Below are 17,779 nucleotides of genomic sequence, written 5' to 3' on the forward strand. Positions count from 1 at the left end.
ATGAACTAAAGACATCTTTTTTTAATTTACCTTATTTACATACTCACGTTTATGCTCATTAACCCCAGCCAAACAAATGGCTGCAGGATCTTTTTCAATCGGGAACCTTGCACTTGAAACTTCAGCAAGTGAAGTTGCTTGAAATATTTCTTCGTATTCAGAAATACTGATTTCTCTACGTTCTGATAATAATTTTGCATGTTGAGCTTTGTATAAAGCTTCCCGATATTGAGGCTGAACGATGCAGGAAAAAAATTCTCCAACTGCTCCCGATCCATAACTGAACAGACCAATCCTTGATCCTGGTTCGATGTCGGTATTTAATTCTAGTAAGGATAACAAACTCAGGTACAATGACCCTGTATAAATATTGCCAACGACCTTGTTATATCTTCTGCTGATTTCAAAGTTTGCCAACAGCCTTGTCTGAACCTCATCCATACCTTCATCAATAACTGTCCTTAATGCTTTCAAGCCTAACTTCGTATATGGCAAATGGAAACAAAGGGCCTCAAAATCTTTTAGTTCCAATCCAGTCCTGTCCTTATATTGCTTCCAAACATTTTGGAAAAAGGCAATGTATAGTTCAACAGAATACTTTCCTTGGACAAAAGCCGTATCAGAGTATAGTGGGCGCCAAAAATCCATAACATCTTCTGTATGATAAACACTTGGACCTTCAATAGTCAAAATCCTTGGATTAATACTCATGACAATCGCCACCGCGCCGGCTCCTTGGGTGGCTTCTCCAGGTGAATTCAAGCCATATCTTGATATATCCGATCCAAGAACTAAGACCTTACTTTCAGGATTTAATGCGATATGCCCTTTTGCTATTTGGACAGCAGCTGTAGCACCATAGCAGGCTTCTTTTACCTCAATAGAGCGTGCATTGGGGTTTAATCCTAATAAATGATGAACATAAATTGCGGCTGCCTTAGAAAAATCAATTCCCGATTCTGTAGCAAATATGACAAAATCAATTTTTCCCTTGTCGTCTTCATCTAAAATTTCTAATGCAGCGTTAGCCGCCAAAGTAACAGTATCCTGTGTAATCGGAGGAACAGCCATCTTCTCCTGACCAATCCCAATGGTGAGCTTTTCTGGTTTTACATTTCTTGCAAGAGCCAGTTTATTCATATCGATATACAGATGTGGCGTATAAAAACCAATCTTGTCAATTCCTATTTTCACAATGATTCACACCTTTTTTTATGTCATTTTTAAAGGGCATAGGACCTTTTTCTGATTTCTCCATTTGATTGGTAGAGCCTTTTAAAGAGAAAACTCTGTTAAACTTGGATGTTGATTTAAGCTTCGGGCGCTCACTTTTTGCGGGGAGGTCCTGGATCCTCCTCGGCGCTTAGAGATAAGCGGGGTTCATCTCGTTTCCCTCCTTCTCATTCATGCTCTTATCTTAATACTGATCTCTTTTTCAAAAATTGATGACAATCAAAATTCATCTCTTATTAAAAAATTTCTTCGATTCACTGAGTTATTTTCATAGTTTAGTTCAAATTTATTAAACTCTTTGGTTGTGTTCTTTAAACGTCCGTCATCTAAAAAGTCTTGATACGCAAATTTTGGCAACAAAAAACCACTCCCCGTTGATAGGAAGTGGTTTTACCTTTGTTATTATTAGAAGAATGATTTAATACTTGCTAAAATTGTAAGAATACCGATGATAATAACAAAGATATTGCTGAATTTGCCTCTGTACTTAGCTAATACAGGAACTTTACGGATAGCATACATTGGTAATACACAAAGGATTGCTGCAACTAGCGGACCGCTCAAGCTATCAATTAGTCCAAGGATACTTGGGTTTGCATACGCAACATACCAGCATGATAATACTACAAAGATAAGAATTGATGTCTTAACTGTCTTTTCTTTGATGTTCTTTCCACGTGCTCTGCCGGCCTCAAGAATCATGTCACGCATAACCTCATACGCTCCAACATAGTGTCCAAGGAAAGACTTTGTTATTGCTACAAATGCGATGATAGGAGCTGCAATTGTAATTAGCTGTGAGTTTTGCACATTCGCAAGATATGACAGAATAGATAGATTTTGTTCTTTTGCCATAACTAAATCTTTTGGAGTTAAGCTCAAGACACTGCTCCAAACGAAGAACATAACTACTGCGAAGGTCATAATATAAGTAACCTTCTGGATTTGCGCGCTCTTTGCGTCAACAGCTTCGATACCATAAGTTGCTCTCTGTTTGATAACAAATTGCGAAATGATAGGAGAATGATTAAATGAGAATACGATAATTGGTAGAACCATCAATATCGTTCCTAAAATTCCAGTTCCAGTTGATACAGTTGAAACACTTGAGAAACTAAGCATCGACGTATTCCACTGTGGAATTAACGATACTGCAATAAAAAGTAGAGAAACGATAAACGGATATACAAGCATACTCATAAATTTCACCGTAATATCTTGTCCAAAATTTAAAATCGCGATTAGACCAAGTATTAACACAAGTGATAAGATCGCCCTTGGAGGCTCTGCCATGCCCAATTGATGCACCATAAAACTACTAGCTGTATTGGTAAGAGCTACTGAATACATCAACACAATCGTATAGATGGAAACAAAAAATACGATATTAAAAGTGATACTTGCCTTTTTCCCGAAATAATCTCTTATCGTACCTGTAATCCCATCTTCAGCGGAGTTAGAAGCATAGATCATTTTAGCAAGTGCTCGATGTGAGTAGTACATGATTGGTAATGAAAGTAAAGTAATTAATAGTAATGAAAGTAAACCGCCTGCCCCGGCATTAATCGGTAAAAAGAGTACCCCTGCTCCAATTGCTGTTGCAAAAAGGCTCAAAGCCCATGTGGTATCTTGTTTATGCCATTTTTTCGGATCTGGATACTGTTTTTGTTCAGGTTGTTGATATTCATAATCTAATTGTCTAGCGGTATTCCCATGCATAATATAGTCCTCCTCGTAATATCTTATATTTTTTATTTTAAAAATAACTTACTACCCTTTAAAAATTTGCTCAACATTTCACAAATTGTCCACAAACGTTACCTCGGTATATGTTTGTCGCCGAAGATTCTACTTTTAATCGCAATTCCTGTCGGTGTTGCAGCAACTCCACCAAGACCTGTTTCTCTTAATTCACGAGGCATTTGCCTTCCAACTCTATACATCGCTTCAATGACTTCATCGGCATTGATTACATTTGTTACATCTGCTAATGCAATATCCGCTGCGACTAAAGCATTGGCTGTTCCGATGGCATTTCTTTTTACACAAGGTATTTCGACTAAACCAGCAACAGGGTCACAAACAAGACCTAGTAAATTTTGCAATGCTGTTGAGAATGCTTCAGAAGATTGCTGCGGTGTTCCTCCTGCCGCTTCTACCGCTGCAGCTGCTGCCATAGCTGACGCACTTCCTACTTCAGCCTGACATCCACCGAAAGCTCCGGCTATACAAGCATTATTTGCAACAACCATCCCAAACAAAGCGGATGTGAAAAGAAAATGAATCATATCTTCACGACTTAGGTTGAGTGTATCTTTAATACCAAATAGTACGCCCGGAATCGTCCCGCTTGCACCTGCTGTTGGAGTCGCACAAATTGCCCCTAACGAAGCATTCACTTCATTCACCCCAATGGAGCTTTGGACTCCGTATACCATCAAATCCCCAGAAAGTGTTTTCCCTTTTGATCGATAGTTCATTATCTTTACTGCATCTCCACCAGTTAAACCAGTTGGTGAAAATACACCGTCGCCTTCAATGCTTCTATTAATGGAGTTTTCCATTGTCGTTAAATTCTTTTCCATTTTGCTCCAAACCTCTTCGTAAGAAGCTTTGGTTATTCCCATTTCCTGTTCAATCATTAATTCATAAAGGGGCATTTGTCTCTTATTTGCTGCTTCGACAATTTCCTTTATTGATGTGTACATATCTTATTCACCCCTGTTATTAATAGAGAATCATAATATTTGCTAGGTTGTTTAAGCTTTCTAGTTCTTTCTGGATATTTTTTGACAATAACATTTCTAAAGCAAACGCATGTAAATACTTCTTACTTCCTTCTAAATGATAATAGTTGTTTACTTCTACTTCATATTTTTTAAGAATTCTGCGTAACATGAATTCAATATCCGTATCTTCAGAAATGGCGATAACAATTGGCAGTGGCCCATTTAGTTTTAATTGAAAACCATCTACCTCAATCTCTTTCACTTCAATTAATCCGCCGCCGATCGAAATTCCGAGTGTTCGAATACTTCGACTATCATCTTCCAAATAAACATCTGCTGTATTTGGGTGACCTGCTGGACTTTCCCCTGGAATTTCAATAAAAGTAATATCCATGCCTTTGGCTTCTGCTATATGAATCGCATCTGGTACCCTACTGTCATCTGGAGCAAACCCTAATATTCCCCCAATAATGGCAAAGTCTGTTCCATGTCCTTTATGAGTTTCCGCGAAGGACTCGTAGTACTTGACGACAACCTTCTTCGGGAAACCTTGAAATATCTTATTTGCTACAGCCCCAATTGCTAAAGCTCCTGCTGTATGTGAACTGGAAGGACCAATCATAACCGGACCCATCACATCAAAGCAACTTTTGTACTTAACTGCCTTTTTTTCTTTAATAGGCGCCAACCCAATACTCATAAAAGTACCTCCTTAAATTTGGCCCAAATGGAGTTTCATACAGTGCTTTTAGCCATTCGGACTCTAGCAGACATTAGAATGAAGATGTTAGAAAACGCTTCCAGATTACTGCAAAAAAATTTATTTTTATATAAAACTATTGCCTTGTTAATAGAAATAATTTATTACAGTAATTATTTTTTATTACCACATGCAAAAATATATCATGCCTTCAAACCTATGTCAATATAATAATAATAATAATCTATTATTATAAAAAAAAAATATTATATAACCTTGGAATATTTCAAAAGTTTGATATAATCTAATTGAACTTAAAAAAAATAGGGATAATTATACGAATTTTCCTCCACTATCCATTATCTTGTTAATAATCTGAATCAAGCTTCACTAAGAGAACAGTATAATTAAAACGCTTTCAATTAAAATTTATATAATAGCAAAAGAACTCTTGTTTATTGGAAAAGGACTATCTAAGGAGGGGTATTAATTGGAGAAAGAGTTATTTCGGCACTATCAAAATATCATGAATTACTTCGGAGCAATTTTAGGATCTAATTATGAATTTGTTTTACATGTCTTAATACCTGAGGGTGGTTCTCAGATTGGTCACATCGTCAATGGAGAATTAAGCGGCAGGACATTGAATGGGTCGTTAACAGATTACGCCAAAAAGCTAATCAGTGAAAAAGTCTATTTAGAGAAGGATTTCGTTACAGATTATGTTGGAGAAGGACCACGAGGAAAAAAGTTTCGTTCTTCTACTCTGTTTATAAAAGATTCTAAAGGTGTATTACAGGGTCTGTTATGTATAAATTTCGATGCAGACGTCTACCGCAAAGTCGCAAAAGACGTGTTAAAGTTAGTTAATCTAAGCCTTGATATTGAACATATCGAGATGAAAACCGAACAAGAGCAGCCAGTTGAACGACTTCACGATAATGTTAGTAATATCATTTATACTGTAATCGATAAAGATATCCTAGAATCTGGTGCCCAATTATCACCAGATCAAAAGAAACTGGCGATAGCCAAATTAAAAGAATATGGGGTATTTGATATTAAAGGTACCATAAATGAAGTTTCTGATATAATGGGAATGTCTGAATCAAGTGTTTATCGTTACCTTCAGATGGTATCACGAGATTATTCAATGCAAAAATAACCAAAGTATAATATTTCAGTTCGAGTGATATTAGATACAGGTTTTATAAGGAATATAGTTTAACAACGTAAAAACCACTCCCTAAATTTTATAGGAAGTGGTTTTTGCTATTGAAATAATTTTTTTACATCACTACCGATGTTCGGACACGATTCCCTTTAAAACTATGATAGCTGTCCGAAGTCGACCAATGTTCGGACATGATTCCCTTTGAAACTACGTTAGCTGTCCGAAGTCGACCGATGTTCGGACACGATTCCCTTTAAAACTATGATAGCTGTCCGAAGTCGATCGATGTTCGGGCACGATTGCCTTTGAAACTATGAAAGCTTTCCGAAGATGACCGATGTTCGGACACGATTCCCTTTGAAACTATGAAAGCTTTCCGAAGTCGACTGATGTTCGGACACGATTCCCTTTGAAACTACGAAAGCTGTCCAAAGATGACCGATGTTCGGACATGATTGCCTTTGAAATCACGATAGCTGTCCGAAGATGACCGATGTTCGGACATGATTGCCTTTGAAACTACGATAGCTGGCCGAAGTCGACCAATATTCGGACACGATTCCCTTTGAATCTACGAAAGCAGTCCGAAGTCGACCAATATTCGGACACGATTGCCTTTGAATCTACGATAGCTGTCCAAAGATGACCGATGTTCGGACACGTTTCCCTTTGAATCTACGAAAGCTTTCCGAATAGGCCACGAATCGAACACAGCAACAAAGTTTACGAACAGAGCATATTTTTTTCAAAAAGTAAGTTTCCTATAACATCTCACACTTTGCGCCATACACATACAATTAGGGTTTAAACATAACAAGGGTCATTAAAATAAACAATCTCAGATAGAATCTTATGGCCTTTTATCTTTCTAAAAGTCTCCCTTGCCTCTTTTTCAGTATTAAATTCGTACATCTTTATATCTTCATTAGAAAAGATAGTAATTACCCACACGAATAGTTCCTCCAGTTACAAGCTGAATTTTATTATAATTAAGAAAATAATTTAAATGATAGCCAGTTTCTTTTTACAAAATTATATTATTTAAGCAGGTTTAGAGGTAAACTCATAATTTTTCTTGGTATATGCATAACCTTCCAAAATGATACGTGCTGTACGTACTACCTTGATTGCACGAATACTTCCAGCTATTAACTCAACCTTGGTTTCCATGATCCCAGCAGGATGTCCTAATCTGACAACTTCTTGATTTACTTTTATAATATCGGATAAGATTGAATCTTTTAAAAATGCTCCTGCGGTTGTACAGATGGCACCCGTTATAGCAAGTGCTTGATGTGGTTTTTGCATAGACATCATTCTTATTGTGCAGTCCATATCTGTAGCTTTTCTTTCCACCCCCGTTACATCAATATAATCCATAGGAGGAGCAATAATTGTCATTTTTGGGACAGCTGGTGATTTTTTTGTTGCATCTTCTTTTGAAGAAAATTGGCACATTTCGGCTGCAATTGATCTAATTTCCTCTAGTTCTGTTAGCTTTTTTTGTGTAATTTCATGAGGTAGTTCAGTACCCGTAAGACCAACGTCTTTGGCATTAACAAAAACTAATGGATTAGCAACATCGATAATTGAAACATTTATAGGGCCTTTAGATGATTGAATGACATCAGTAGAGTTTCCAGTTGGAAATAGTTTTCCTGTTACTGCACCTTCAGCATTAGTGAATGAAAGATAGATAGGAGAACCCGTTCCTGGAACTCCAGGGATTGAACACATACCCTCAGTTTTTACTTGGCCATTTTCAACTTCTACCTCAGCAATAATGACCTTTTGAGTATTTGTATTAAATATTCTAACTGTTGTAATAGGCTCAATGGCTGGTACTAGGCCTTGTTCAATTGCATAGGGACCTACCGCAGAAGAAATATTTCCGCAGTTTCCTTTGAAGTCAACTAATTGATTTTCAATACTTATTTGGGAAAATGTGTACTCTATATCAATCTCTTCTAAATCTGACTTTTTGATAATTGCAGCTTTACTAGTTAATGAATTTGCCCCACCCAGGCCGTCAATTTGTCTATGGTCTGGACTTCCCATAATATCCAATAAAAATTCATCCCAAAGCAAACGATCAGTCGGCATATCTTCAAAATTAAAAAACACACCTTTACTAGTTCCTCCGCGCATAACAACAACAGGTACTCTCATCCAAATTACCACCTTTTCTTATTCACTTTTCACTTTTTAAAAAGTACCGGTGCTTTTAAAATTATAGTATGATATGTACTATCATAAGTAAAATAGATATTTTATTAAAAAAATACAAAAATAAACTTATAATCGATGGGTGGAGATGAACATTATGGATGAAAAGGATTGGAATGCGATCCGAATTTTATATCAAGAGAAAAATATTAGTCGTGCATCAGAACGTTTATATATTTCACAACCTGCATTAACTTACAGACTTAAAAATTTAGAAACGGAGTTTGGGACTAAATTATTTTTTAAAATAAAAGGGGGCATTGAGTTTACTTCTGAAGGCATGCATTTAGTAGAGTATTCCGAAGAAATGATAAATAAGTTACAAAAGACGAAAGACTTTATGATTAATATGCAAAGTGAGGTAAAAGGAACATTAAGATTGGGAGTTTCAAGTAACTTTGCTCAATATAAGCTGCCCAAGATATTAAAGAAATTTTCAACTAAATTCCCCAATGTACAATTTAATATAAATACAGGGTGGAGTACTGATATTATTAACCTTCTTAATTCTGCTACTGTTCAATTAGGAATTTTACGTGGAAATTATGAATGGTATGGAAAAAAGGCATTATTATATCGAGAAAAACTTTGTTTGATTTCTAAAAAGGAAATTGACATGGAAAAATTACGTGAACTGCCATTTATAAACTACAAAACAGATAGTTCTTTAAAAGCTCTAATTACCGGATGGTGGCATGACAGATTTTCCGAACCGCCATTTGTTATGATGGAAACAGACAGACTAGAAACATGTAAAGAAATGGTCAAAAATGATTTAGGTATTGCCATTGTACCTGAAATTTGTCTTCAACCTTCAGATGACCTTCAAATACATGAATTATTCTATAACAATGGAGAACCAGTATTTAGACATACATGGTTAATGTATAATCAAGATTCATTAAAGCTATCGATTGTAAAAAATTTCATAGACTTTTTAAATGAAAACCCAAATATTTAAATAAAAAATCACATTATTTAAAGAGGTATTTTTAAGTATTCCCCTTATCTATTATCTTGATTATAAGTATTTTTTTAGAAAAACCTTAAAAAATATATATTTTACTTATTAATTTACGTATTATATTCTAAAAAAGCGAAATATTCTTAAATTAAAATCTATGGATGTAGAAATCAAAACTCTATATCTAGAATATTTCCAATATATTTTGTAAGCGATTTCTTTATTTATTTTAGGAGGGGATTAATATTCTTACTTTTTTAGGGATTTCAATGGTTGTCGTTTTTACTTATTTGATCATGGCAAAAAAATTATCTCCTGTTACCGCTCTTGTTTTTGTGCCAATAATATTTGCAGTTTTTGGTGGGTTTGGCTTAGAGCTCGGGGGCATGATGCTAGCAGGATTAAAAGAAGTTGCTCCTTCAGCTGCCTTATTATTGTTTGCTATTTTATTTTTTGGTATTTTAATCGATGCAGGCTTATTTGACCCACTAATCAATAAAATGATGAAATTTGTAAAAGGAGATCCAGTTAAAATAGCTATTGGAACTTCAATAATTGCCATGACCGTAGCATTAGATGGCGATGGAACAACAACCCATATGATTACTATTTCTGCTATGTTGGCACTTTATCTTCGAATTGGGATGAACCCACTTGTTCTTGCAACAATTTCTTTACTTTCTGTCAGCATATTGAGTGGTATGACTCCTTGGGGAGGACCAGCTACAAGAGCCATTGCCTCTTTAGGTCTTGATGCGAATGAGTTTTTCCTCCCACTTATACCAACAATGTTATCAGGAATGGGATGTATTCTTTTTATAGCTTTTCTTCTTGGAAAAAAGGAGAGAGCAAGAATTGGTGTTATCAATGTCGAGGAAATTCCACGTCAATCCATACAATTGAGCGAGGCTGCTGCCACTTTTTCCTTGCAAGATGATATTAAACGCCCAAAATTAAGATGGGTAAACTTCATTTTAACAGTAACGATTATGGTGGTTTTAGTTCTGGGGTTAATTTCAGCTCCAATCCTATTTCTAATTGGATTTGTACTCGCTGCTATGATTAACTATCCAAATTTAGAAAAGCAAAAGGAACGTATTTTATCACATTCGGGAAATGCTTTAACTGTTGTCATATTAGTATTTGCCGCTGGTATCTTCTCAGGAATTTTTTCCGGAACAAAAATGGTAGACGCCATTTCAAATGCATTAGTATCAATCATTCCAGAATCTGTAGGTTCCTTCTTCCCTCTTGTCGTCGCAATAACTAGCATGCCATTTACTTTCGTTTTATCCAACGACGCTTATTACTTTGGAGTTTTGCCAATTCTAGCTGAAGCAGGAGCAGCTTATGGGGTAAGTCCTTTAGAAATTGCAAGAGCTTCCGTATTAGGGCAGCCTGTACATTTTCTAAGCCCTCTTGTTGCATCTACCCTTTTACTAGTAGGAATGGTTAAAACAGATATCGGGGAATTTCAGCGCTTTGCATTTAAATGGACCCTTCTATGTTCGATCGTCATTATTGCTGTTGCTTTTGTTACAAGTTCTATCAGATAACCTTTATTCTTTTGTGACCTTTTTATCTACATTCCGATAATAAAACTGAGTCATCCAAATTCAGGTACGAACCTGATTTTGGATGGCTCTTTTTTGATGATTATGATAGTCTAACTCTCTTTTTCCTCTGAGATATTATCATATACCTTTATTTTAGTAATCACTTTCACAATCGTTTTAGCAAGATTCATTACAGTAAACAATCTTGTATCATTTAAAAATTGTGAAGTTGGCAAAGGGTCAATATAATTTACAACTCCCACGAAGTGGTAATCTCCTACTTCTGGGAGCATCTTTTCAAGTGCTTTTCCAGGAGTTAAAGGTCCTTCTTTAAACATCACATAGCCCACTTGATTTTTCTCACCAATGGATGCATCAATACTAAAAATAAGAGGCTTTTTAAATTGTTTATTGATCTCCTTTAGTATCAATTTTAAGTTAAATGCATGTACAGGCTCTTCTAATGTTCCATAAACACAAAAGGGAACTTGACTTTCTTTAAGCATCGTTCCTACTAACGGACCTAATGAATCACCAACATATCGATCAGAACCTATACATAAAAAGACAATATCTTTATCCTCTCGAGATGATTTTTGAATAATTTCTTTCATTTTAAGTGCTAATACTTCAATATCTTTTTCTTCTGTACTTCCATTGGATTTCAAATTATATGAATACTTTTCTAAATTATTTTGTTCTTTTTTATAATAATAAGACACACTAATATCACCCTTAATTTTATATTCCCGTAACCTATAAATAAAAATATTAGAATAATTATAACGTTTAATAAAAAAATAAAACAATTTAACTACGCAGATAGATCAGAATGAGATTTCCTCTTGACCTCCCAATATATTAAAAATCTAAAAAGAGGTGGAAGAGTAATACAGACAGTGATGACCCTGAGTACTTGTACTGCTACGACAAATGTAGCATCACCATTAAGAACAAGAGCTGTTGTTGTCATCTCTGCAATTCCACCTGGTGCAAAAGCTAAACCTGCAGTCAGAAATGTTATATCCGTTATAACCGATACAAAATAAGCACATATAAAAACAGAAACAATTAATCCTATTGTACTCAAAAATGAAACAATTAATGTCCTTTTTAACCCTTTAAACATATTTTTATGAAAACGTGAGCCGATGCTTACACCAATAAAAATTTGTGATACGATCATTAAACTTTGCGGCCACCAAGCTACAACTTCATATCCAAAAAGTTCTGAGCTAAAAGATTTGACAATAGCAACACTAACTATACTACCAATTAGCCATGGAGCTGGAAACTTCAAAAATTTCCCTATATGATATCCAATCCACGCTATACACACAAACAAAATGGTAAAAGCAAACTGTTCAATTCCGAATTTTGTTAGTTCTGTTGGGATAGTATAATTGTTTGCATTACCCTCAGAATGACTATTCAAGAAAGATATAATGAGAGGAAACGTTAGGATAACTAAAAATACCCGCATAGCCTGAACAATACTGATAACTCCAGTGTTAGCACCAGCCTCTTCTGCAATGCCAGGGATAGAGGAAATGCCTCCAGGTGCAGTAGCAAAAAAACTTGTTAACATATCCACATTACTGTACTTCCATAAAACAAGACCTGAAAGTAGAGAAAAAAAGATAGATAAAAGGAGCATTATGGTAATAGTTGACCAATTTTCATGAAAAATGTATAGAACAGAACCATTTACTTTCTGTCCTAATTCAATTCCTAGGATACACTGTCCAATAAATAACCAATATTTTGGAATACCCTTTTGATTACGAGGTAATCGTAATAAAGTCGGATACAGAATAGATAGAAAAGTTGCCATGAGGAGTTTCCCGATCATCCATCCAATAGGGAGACCAGTTAAAGAGAGAAATAATCCGCCTACTCCGCTTACTATTACAAACAAAAAAAATTGAATAAAATTCCTATTTTTTTGCATCCCGAATCCTTCTTTCGATAGTTTCCTTAGGTGAAGTTATTTTGTAACCTTTTCTTGTTAAATCATTTATAGTATACTTTTAGAAATAATTAAAATATTCGTTTATTATAATTATCCATAAATAATCTTGATAGTAGAAATGGAGGTTATTCGTTTGGATGAACGAGATTGGATGGTTTTGCAAACTCTCTATAAAGAAAAAAATATTACAAAGGCTGCTCAACTTTTGTATATTTCTCAACCAGCTTTGACAAACCGATTACACCAATTAGAAAAGGAATTTGGCGTAATAATCGTAAATAGAGGAAGGCGTGGAGTTCAATTTACTCCACAAGGAGAGTATTTAGCCAAAAGTGCACAAGAAATGTTATTAACCTTACAAAAAATTAAAGAAAATGTCCTTAATATGGAGGATAGTGTAGTAGGTACACTAAGATTGGGTGTTTCTAACTTTTTTACTGATTACATGCTTCCCAACCTATTAAAGCTATTCAAAGAACAGTATCCTACTATTGAATTTAAGGTAACGACAAACTTTAGCAGTCACATTGCTCAGTTAATTTACAATCAAGATGTCCATATTGGAATTGTTAAAGGAGACTTTAATTGGAAAGATCGTAAACATTTATTATTTGAAGAATCCATTTGCATAGCTTCTAAAGAAAAAATAGACATACATGACCTTCCTAACTTGCCAAGAATTGATTATCATACTGACACGTCATTAAAGAATTCCATAGATAAATGGTGGTCTGAACATTTCACCCAACCCCCGCTTGTCAGCATAGAAGTAGATAAAGTAGATACTTGTAAAAAAATGGTTATCAATGGATTAGGCTATGCTATTTTACCTAGTTTGATCTTAAAGGATGTCAATAATATACATATAGCTGATATTAAATCTATTGGCGGGAAACCAATTGTTCGTAAGACATGGATGATTTATCATGAGGATTCATTAAAATTAAACATCGTTAAGGCATTTGTTGATTTTATTGAAAATGAATTTAAATTGTAGTAATTAGTCGTAACAGATTGAACTCATATGACCACTAATATGGAAGAAAAGGCCTCCCACTAGTTTAGCAAACTGATGAAAGACCTTCCCCTGTAGTTTTTTATGGAATTGCGTTAGCAAAATATTACCGTATTAGTTTGTTTATACAATTAAAGTTCATACAATTTTATTATAAAGATCAAATAACAACTTGGGTAATTCTGGGTTTTTTGAAAGCTTTCCGAAATTGAAATATTCTTGGACATACTGTAAATCTTCTTTTTCACAAGCTAATACAAAACATAAATAAAAAATTGAAATTCCACTCGTGACCGATTCCCATCGTTTCTCATGCATTGACAACCACTTTTCTCCAAGAGTTTTAATCATTTCTTTTCTTGATTCTAAGGATTCCTTCAATTTTTCGATCGTATCAATTCCAAAGAAACTTAGTTGATTAATTCTTTTGGCAATATATCTTTCATCTGTATATTCAACGGAAATTGCCTTCGTTATCATCATAAAATGTTGCTCGATTTCATAAACTATTTTATCTTCCTGCAGAAATTCCTTTAATGAAATATTATCTATAAATAAATTTAAATTTTGGGATTTAATTTGTTCTTTCACTTCAATTGTATACTTTTTTATTTCTTCTTTTATTCTTATGAATTCGCTATCTGCTAATTCCAATAAACCTGCTATCCTGGAGAACTTCCTTCTCATATCAACAGGAATTTCAATAGCACTCTTATATCCAATATCATGTTCAATTTCCGCCCATGCATGTTGCAAAATAGATCTTATTTGAATTTCAAAATTAATCTCTTTAAATCTTGAATACTCAGGTAGGGATGCTCTTGGCTCTGTTAATTTAATAATATAATGGAGTGATGAGTACCCAAAAGAGTCGAAATTTTTATTCCTTTTATCACATGAGTTATTTTCGTCTACATGAAACTGTGTTTTAACAATATTAGCAATGGTATCAACATCATCTTCAAAATATGTTATAACTCTTAGACCCAGAATATCAGTAATTTTATCTAAGCCGGTATATTTATCTTCTTTACTATCAATTTTCTTAGATAAACTATTCCTGTCTTTTACCCTTGATTCAATACCATGAATAGTAATCCCGTTTTCCTTAATCAAGGAAAATAATAAATCTCTCAATTTTTTCTCGTATTCCAAGTATATTATTTTCTTTTGGTCATATTCATTTAAAATTACTTCTTTCAAAACTCTACCCCCTCATCGAACTTAACCCTTTTCACTTTACCTTGGTGCGTAACAATCTTTGTCTCTCCGTGAACAGGTAGTTCGGTGAGTCTGGCATTCCGTTACACACAACAACAGAGGATCTTCCATTTTGCACCATTATATCAATCTCTAGCTTCATTATGCTATGATTATTATCTACTTTTATTAACCTTATTGGAACTCCCCAAATGCTCCTTCCATTTATTTTTATAGATTATTCATTACCTCAATTCTGATTGTTCGGTGTTGTTGGTCCCATCAAAAAGTTTAGTGTTGAGGATATCGAGAATAAAATCCTTTATAAAAAGTGTCTAGGACGGGATGAAATAGCCAAATTCTTAGCTCCTGTACCCGCTATGGGCTTTTACATGACTTAGAAAGGTTTTACCTTCTTGTCTTCTCTGGAATACGCTCTAGCGAATTTAAGTCTTGATACGCTAATTTTAACAACACAAAAAACCACTCCCTAAATTTTATAGGAAGTGGTTATTGCTATTGATATAAATTATTTACATGACTACTTCTCAAAATGGGGGAAAAATAGCTATAACTATTTCTCAAATGTATGGCTTAAAAGCCTTACATCATGCCGCCCATTCAATTTTGACTTAAATAGAAGTAAATAGTCACTAAAAGGCCAATAAAAATGAGGTTCCATAATTTAATTATTAAATCTTTTTAATTAGTATCCAAAAATTATGCGGACAAACTTGCGGACAATTAATCCTTAAAGAGCGTATTTATTACGCTCTTTTATTTTTAAAGTCAAATGCAAAGAAAAAACGAATTAAAGTATCTGTTTAAAAAACCTGATTAAATGGTTACGAATCCCCAAGATCAAAAAAGGGAGGAATGTCTCCAGGTAACCCAATTCTCATAAAAAATCTTGCATAGGCTTGTCCTAAATGCTCTTTATAAGGAGAAAGCATACGCCGTCGTCTTTCTCCCTGATTAGCAAACTCTTTTACATATTTAAATGGGAGCGAATATACCTCTCGAAGATCAAGTATTGAAATATCTAAACGAAGTGGCTCTAAATTACATTGATTTATCATGTGATACTTAGGCATATTCCCACGTCTAATATTTTCCAAGTGCTTATTTATTTGTTCCTCACTTTGCTCCTGACTAGCATACTGTTTTTTAAAAACTTCAATACTTCTAACAGGTGTTACATACACCCATGGCGTTTTTGCATTAGCAAGATCACACGTTTGAGTGAGTATAATAACGTTAGTAGCCTTCATTCCGACTCTTTTCGATTTTCCAATATAAAACTCCGGACTCGGCATTGCAATACTAATATTTTCGAGAACGTCACCCTGTTCCAAACTATTATCATCAATCAATTTATACCAATGATTTTCTTCACTCTCTTGTTCGGTTTCTAATGCATCTATTGCGTCAGACATATAACGACAACTCCTGATTTGCCTAATCTCAATTAAAAGAAAAATTTATCCTCATCGTCAAAAGCAAACAATATCTCATCTTGATCATCAAGGACTTCTATCTCCGCATCTACCCCATATATCCCATCTTCATCTTCAATTACATCCATATTAGCTAAAAAGTGCAAAGAATCAATAAAAGCCTCGGATTCCCTTATATCTTCAATTGTCACAAATGGTAACTGGGATATATAATCCTCTTCAAAAGATTGTGCTCCCATACTTAAATCAGGATAAGAATATCCAAATAAATTATCTCCAACATGATCAATCACATTATATTGATACAGGTTCCTGTCTGGAAAAGGAGCCTTATTGGCGACACCGGAATCAACGAAAGCATGTGATACAAAAATTCCCGCCACCGTTGCTGGTACCCCGATATACTTTGCCAAATAGCTAGCAGAACTTTTCTGTTCTCTACTTAAATTAGTTTGTGTTGGGGCAACACTAGTGTCGTTTAAAAGTTCTAATGAACGTTCAATTTCTGGATCTGCAGTAGCACTATTCACCTTGGAACCTCCTTTCCAGATCACCTGAAATTAATGTAAAAAACCACTCTTCATTTAGTTTATGCGCCTTATCTAACCAGGTTTCAAATGATTCATTTATATTTGGTGGGTTTTCACTTGAAACTACACTTGTTTCCCAAATTAAAGATGGTTTTCCATTAGTTGAACCGGTTCCTAATTGTATTGATATGTGTCCTTCTGGATCACTGGACCTAAATGATGATTGAAACAAGAAGTTCCTCGGGTCTTTATCACATTTACCATTTGAAAAGAAATCGGCTGGTAAAGTTACATTTACCCCCATCTTTGTGTTTAAAAACTCATTGATGTCTTGTGAAACGTAATCGAATTCTATAGCATTTATATACTTTAAGACTAAGTTGTTGACTTCTACATCACTTGGTTTTATATAGGAGGCCTTCAATTTATCTAAACTTGAAAGAATTCTACTCCTAAAGTCATCCCACTTGTACCCACTTGTGTCATTAACAGTCATTATACCCGGTCCAATTTGCAATAACGGCCATTGATCCTGGGCCACTCTAAACCTATGTTGTACCACATGTGTTGACATCTCTAACGGCATAGCCGCGGTAGGTAATGGTTCATGGTAAGGATATTCACCCATTTCTCCTGATACCTTATCATAAAAACGACCAAAAAGAATGTTATAATTTGGGTCAATTCCACCTTGATTCACGTTTTGTGAATTCTGCATTGTTAATCGAAGGCCAGGTATATTAGCCTGGATAAATTGGGGAGCAGAAGCCGAGCTCCACCTAAATTCAAAAATAGCTTCGACTAAAGGTTTGTTTTTCAAATCCTCTATAGCCATATCTCTCATCCTCCACGAGACAGTCATAAAATTTCTCGTTCTTCATCTTAATTTGCAGCACGAATTATCATCTATATTATCATTATACATCAAAAGAATGTACCATAATCAGTATTTAAGCCTAAATTACAGTATATTCCTTGAAAAGACACTATACTATTTTTTAACCTAGCAAGCAATATGCATAT

Annotated in this window: 17 protein-coding genes; 4 read left to right on the forward strand and 13 right to left on the reverse strand. The window is 34.7% G+C overall.

Annotated features, from left to right (window positions below):
- Positions 1–21: 21 nt before the first annotated feature.
- The 4 genes from RCG22_RS14135 to sdaAB form a co-directional block, all read right to left on the reverse strand.
- Positions 22–1,194, reverse strand: a complete 1,173-nt coding sequence (locus RCG22_RS14135) for a hydroxymethylglutaryl-CoA synthase (RefSeq protein ID WP_308103507.1) — start codon at positions 1,192–1,194, stop codon at positions 22–24.
- A gap of 444 nt (positions 1,195–1,638) precedes the next feature.
- On the reverse strand, positions 1,639–2,952 hold the full coding sequence (locus RCG22_RS14140; protein ID WP_308103508.1) for an aromatic amino acid transport family protein: 1,314 nt from the start codon (positions 2,950–2,952) through the stop codon (positions 1,639–1,641).
- A 98-nt stretch (positions 2,953–3,050) separates the two neighbouring features.
- The gene (sdaAA, locus tag RCG22_RS14145) at positions 3,051–3,941 is read right to left on the reverse strand and encodes an L-serine ammonia-lyase, iron-sulfur-dependent, subunit alpha (protein ID WP_308103509.1); all 891 of its coding nucleotides are present in this window, start codon (positions 3,939–3,941) and stop codon (positions 3,051–3,053) included.
- 19 nt (positions 3,942–3,960) lie between these two features.
- Positions 3,961–4,662: an L-serine ammonia-lyase, iron-sulfur-dependent subunit beta gene (gene sdaAB / locus RCG22_RS14150; protein ID WP_308103510.1), complete on the reverse strand. Its 702-nt coding sequence runs from the start codon at positions 4,660–4,662 to the stop codon at positions 3,961–3,963.
- A 490-nt stretch (positions 4,663–5,152) separates the two neighbouring features.
- Between sdaAB and RCG22_RS14155 the strand changes: the two genes are divergently transcribed.
- Entirely contained in the window at positions 5,153–5,827 is a 675-nt protein-coding gene (locus tag RCG22_RS14155) for a helix-turn-helix transcriptional regulator (protein WP_166260547.1), read from the forward strand.
- An 813-nt stretch (positions 5,828–6,640) separates the two neighbouring features.
- Here the strand turns inward: RCG22_RS14155 and RCG22_RS14160 are convergent.
- Both RCG22_RS14160 and RCG22_RS14165 read right to left on the reverse strand, forming a co-directional pair.
- Positions 6,641–6,787, reverse strand: a complete 147-nt coding sequence (locus RCG22_RS14160; protein ID WP_308103511.1) for a hypothetical protein — start codon at positions 6,785–6,787, stop codon at positions 6,641–6,643.
- 90 nt (positions 6,788–6,877) lie between these two features.
- Entirely contained in the window at positions 6,878–8,005 is a 1,128-nt protein-coding gene (locus tag RCG22_RS14165) for a 2-methylaconitate cis-trans isomerase PrpF family protein (RefSeq protein ID WP_308103512.1), read from the reverse strand.
- Between the two features lie 154 nt (positions 8,006–8,159).
- Here RCG22_RS14165 and RCG22_RS14170 point away from each other — a divergent pair, with 154 nt between their 5' ends.
- Both RCG22_RS14170 and RCG22_RS14175 read left to right on the forward strand, forming a co-directional pair.
- Positions 8,160–9,023, forward strand: a complete 864-nt coding sequence (locus RCG22_RS14170) for a LysR family transcriptional regulator (protein WP_308103513.1) — start codon at positions 8,160–8,162, stop codon at positions 9,021–9,023.
- A 248-nt stretch (positions 9,024–9,271) separates the two neighbouring features.
- Entirely contained in the window at positions 9,272–10,582 is a 1,311-nt protein-coding gene (locus tag RCG22_RS14175) for a CitMHS family transporter (protein ID WP_308107167.1), read from the forward strand.
- A 110-nt stretch (positions 10,583–10,692) separates the two neighbouring features.
- Here the strand turns inward: RCG22_RS14175 and yyaC are convergent, their stop codons facing one another.
- Together yyaC and RCG22_RS14185 are read right to left on the reverse strand one after the other, a co-directional pair.
- The gene (gene yyaC, locus RCG22_RS14180) at positions 10,693–11,304 is read right to left on the reverse strand and encodes a spore protease YyaC (protein ID WP_308103514.1); all 612 of its coding nucleotides are present in this window, start codon (positions 11,302–11,304) and stop codon (positions 10,693–10,695) included.
- 92 nt (positions 11,305–11,396) lie between these two features.
- Positions 11,397–12,533 carry an AbrB family transcriptional regulator gene (locus RCG22_RS14185; RefSeq protein WP_308103515.1) on the reverse strand — a complete coding sequence of 379 codons (1,137 nt, stop codon included), beginning with the start codon at positions 12,531–12,533 and terminating at the stop codon, positions 11,397–11,399.
- Between the two features lie 154 nt (positions 12,534–12,687).
- On the opposite strand from RCG22_RS14185, the gene RCG22_RS14190 reads away from it, so the two are divergent.
- On the forward strand, positions 12,688–13,551 hold the full coding sequence (locus RCG22_RS14190; RefSeq protein ID WP_308103516.1) for a LysR family transcriptional regulator: 864 nt from the start codon (positions 12,688–12,690) through the stop codon (positions 13,549–13,551).
- A gap of 156 nt (positions 13,552–13,707) precedes the next feature.
- On the opposite strand, the gene RCG22_RS14195 is transcribed toward RCG22_RS14190, so the two are convergent.
- From RCG22_RS14195 to RCG22_RS14215, 5 genes are all read right to left on the reverse strand, one after another.
- Positions 13,708–14,772 carry a GTP pyrophosphokinase gene (locus RCG22_RS14195; RefSeq protein WP_308103517.1) on the reverse strand — a complete coding sequence of 355 codons (1,065 nt, stop codon included), beginning with the start codon at positions 14,770–14,772 and terminating at the stop codon, positions 13,708–13,710.
- Positions 14,769–14,828, reverse strand: coding sequence for a hypothetical protein (locus tag RCG22_RS25445; RefSeq protein WP_374049473.1), 60 nt, complete (start codon positions 14,826–14,828; stop codon positions 14,769–14,771). Before RCG22_RS25445 ends, RCG22_RS14195 begins: the two co-directional genes overlap by 4 nt.
- A 786-nt stretch (positions 14,829–15,614) precedes the next feature.
- Positions 15,615–16,205 (reverse strand): hypothetical protein, encoded by a 591-nt coding sequence (locus RCG22_RS14205; RefSeq protein WP_308103518.1) that lies wholly within the window; start codon positions 16,203–16,205, stop codon positions 15,615–15,617.
- A 32-nt stretch (positions 16,206–16,237) separates the two neighbouring features.
- Positions 16,238–16,756, reverse strand: coding sequence for a hypothetical protein (locus RCG22_RS14210; RefSeq protein ID WP_308103519.1), 519 nt, complete (start codon positions 16,754–16,756; stop codon positions 16,238–16,240).
- Positions 16,749–17,591 (reverse strand): TIGR04255 family protein, encoded by an 843-nt coding sequence (locus RCG22_RS14215; protein WP_308103521.1) that lies wholly within the window; start codon positions 17,589–17,591, stop codon positions 16,749–16,751. Before RCG22_RS14215 ends, RCG22_RS14210 begins: the two co-directional genes overlap by 8 nt.
- Positions 17,592–17,779: the final 188 nt, after the last annotated feature.

The sequence above is a fragment of the Neobacillus nitrireducens genome (assembly GCF_030915405.1).
In the GTDB taxonomy this organism is placed as follows: domain Bacteria; phylum Bacillota; class Bacilli; order Bacillales; family Cytobacillaceae; genus Neobacillus.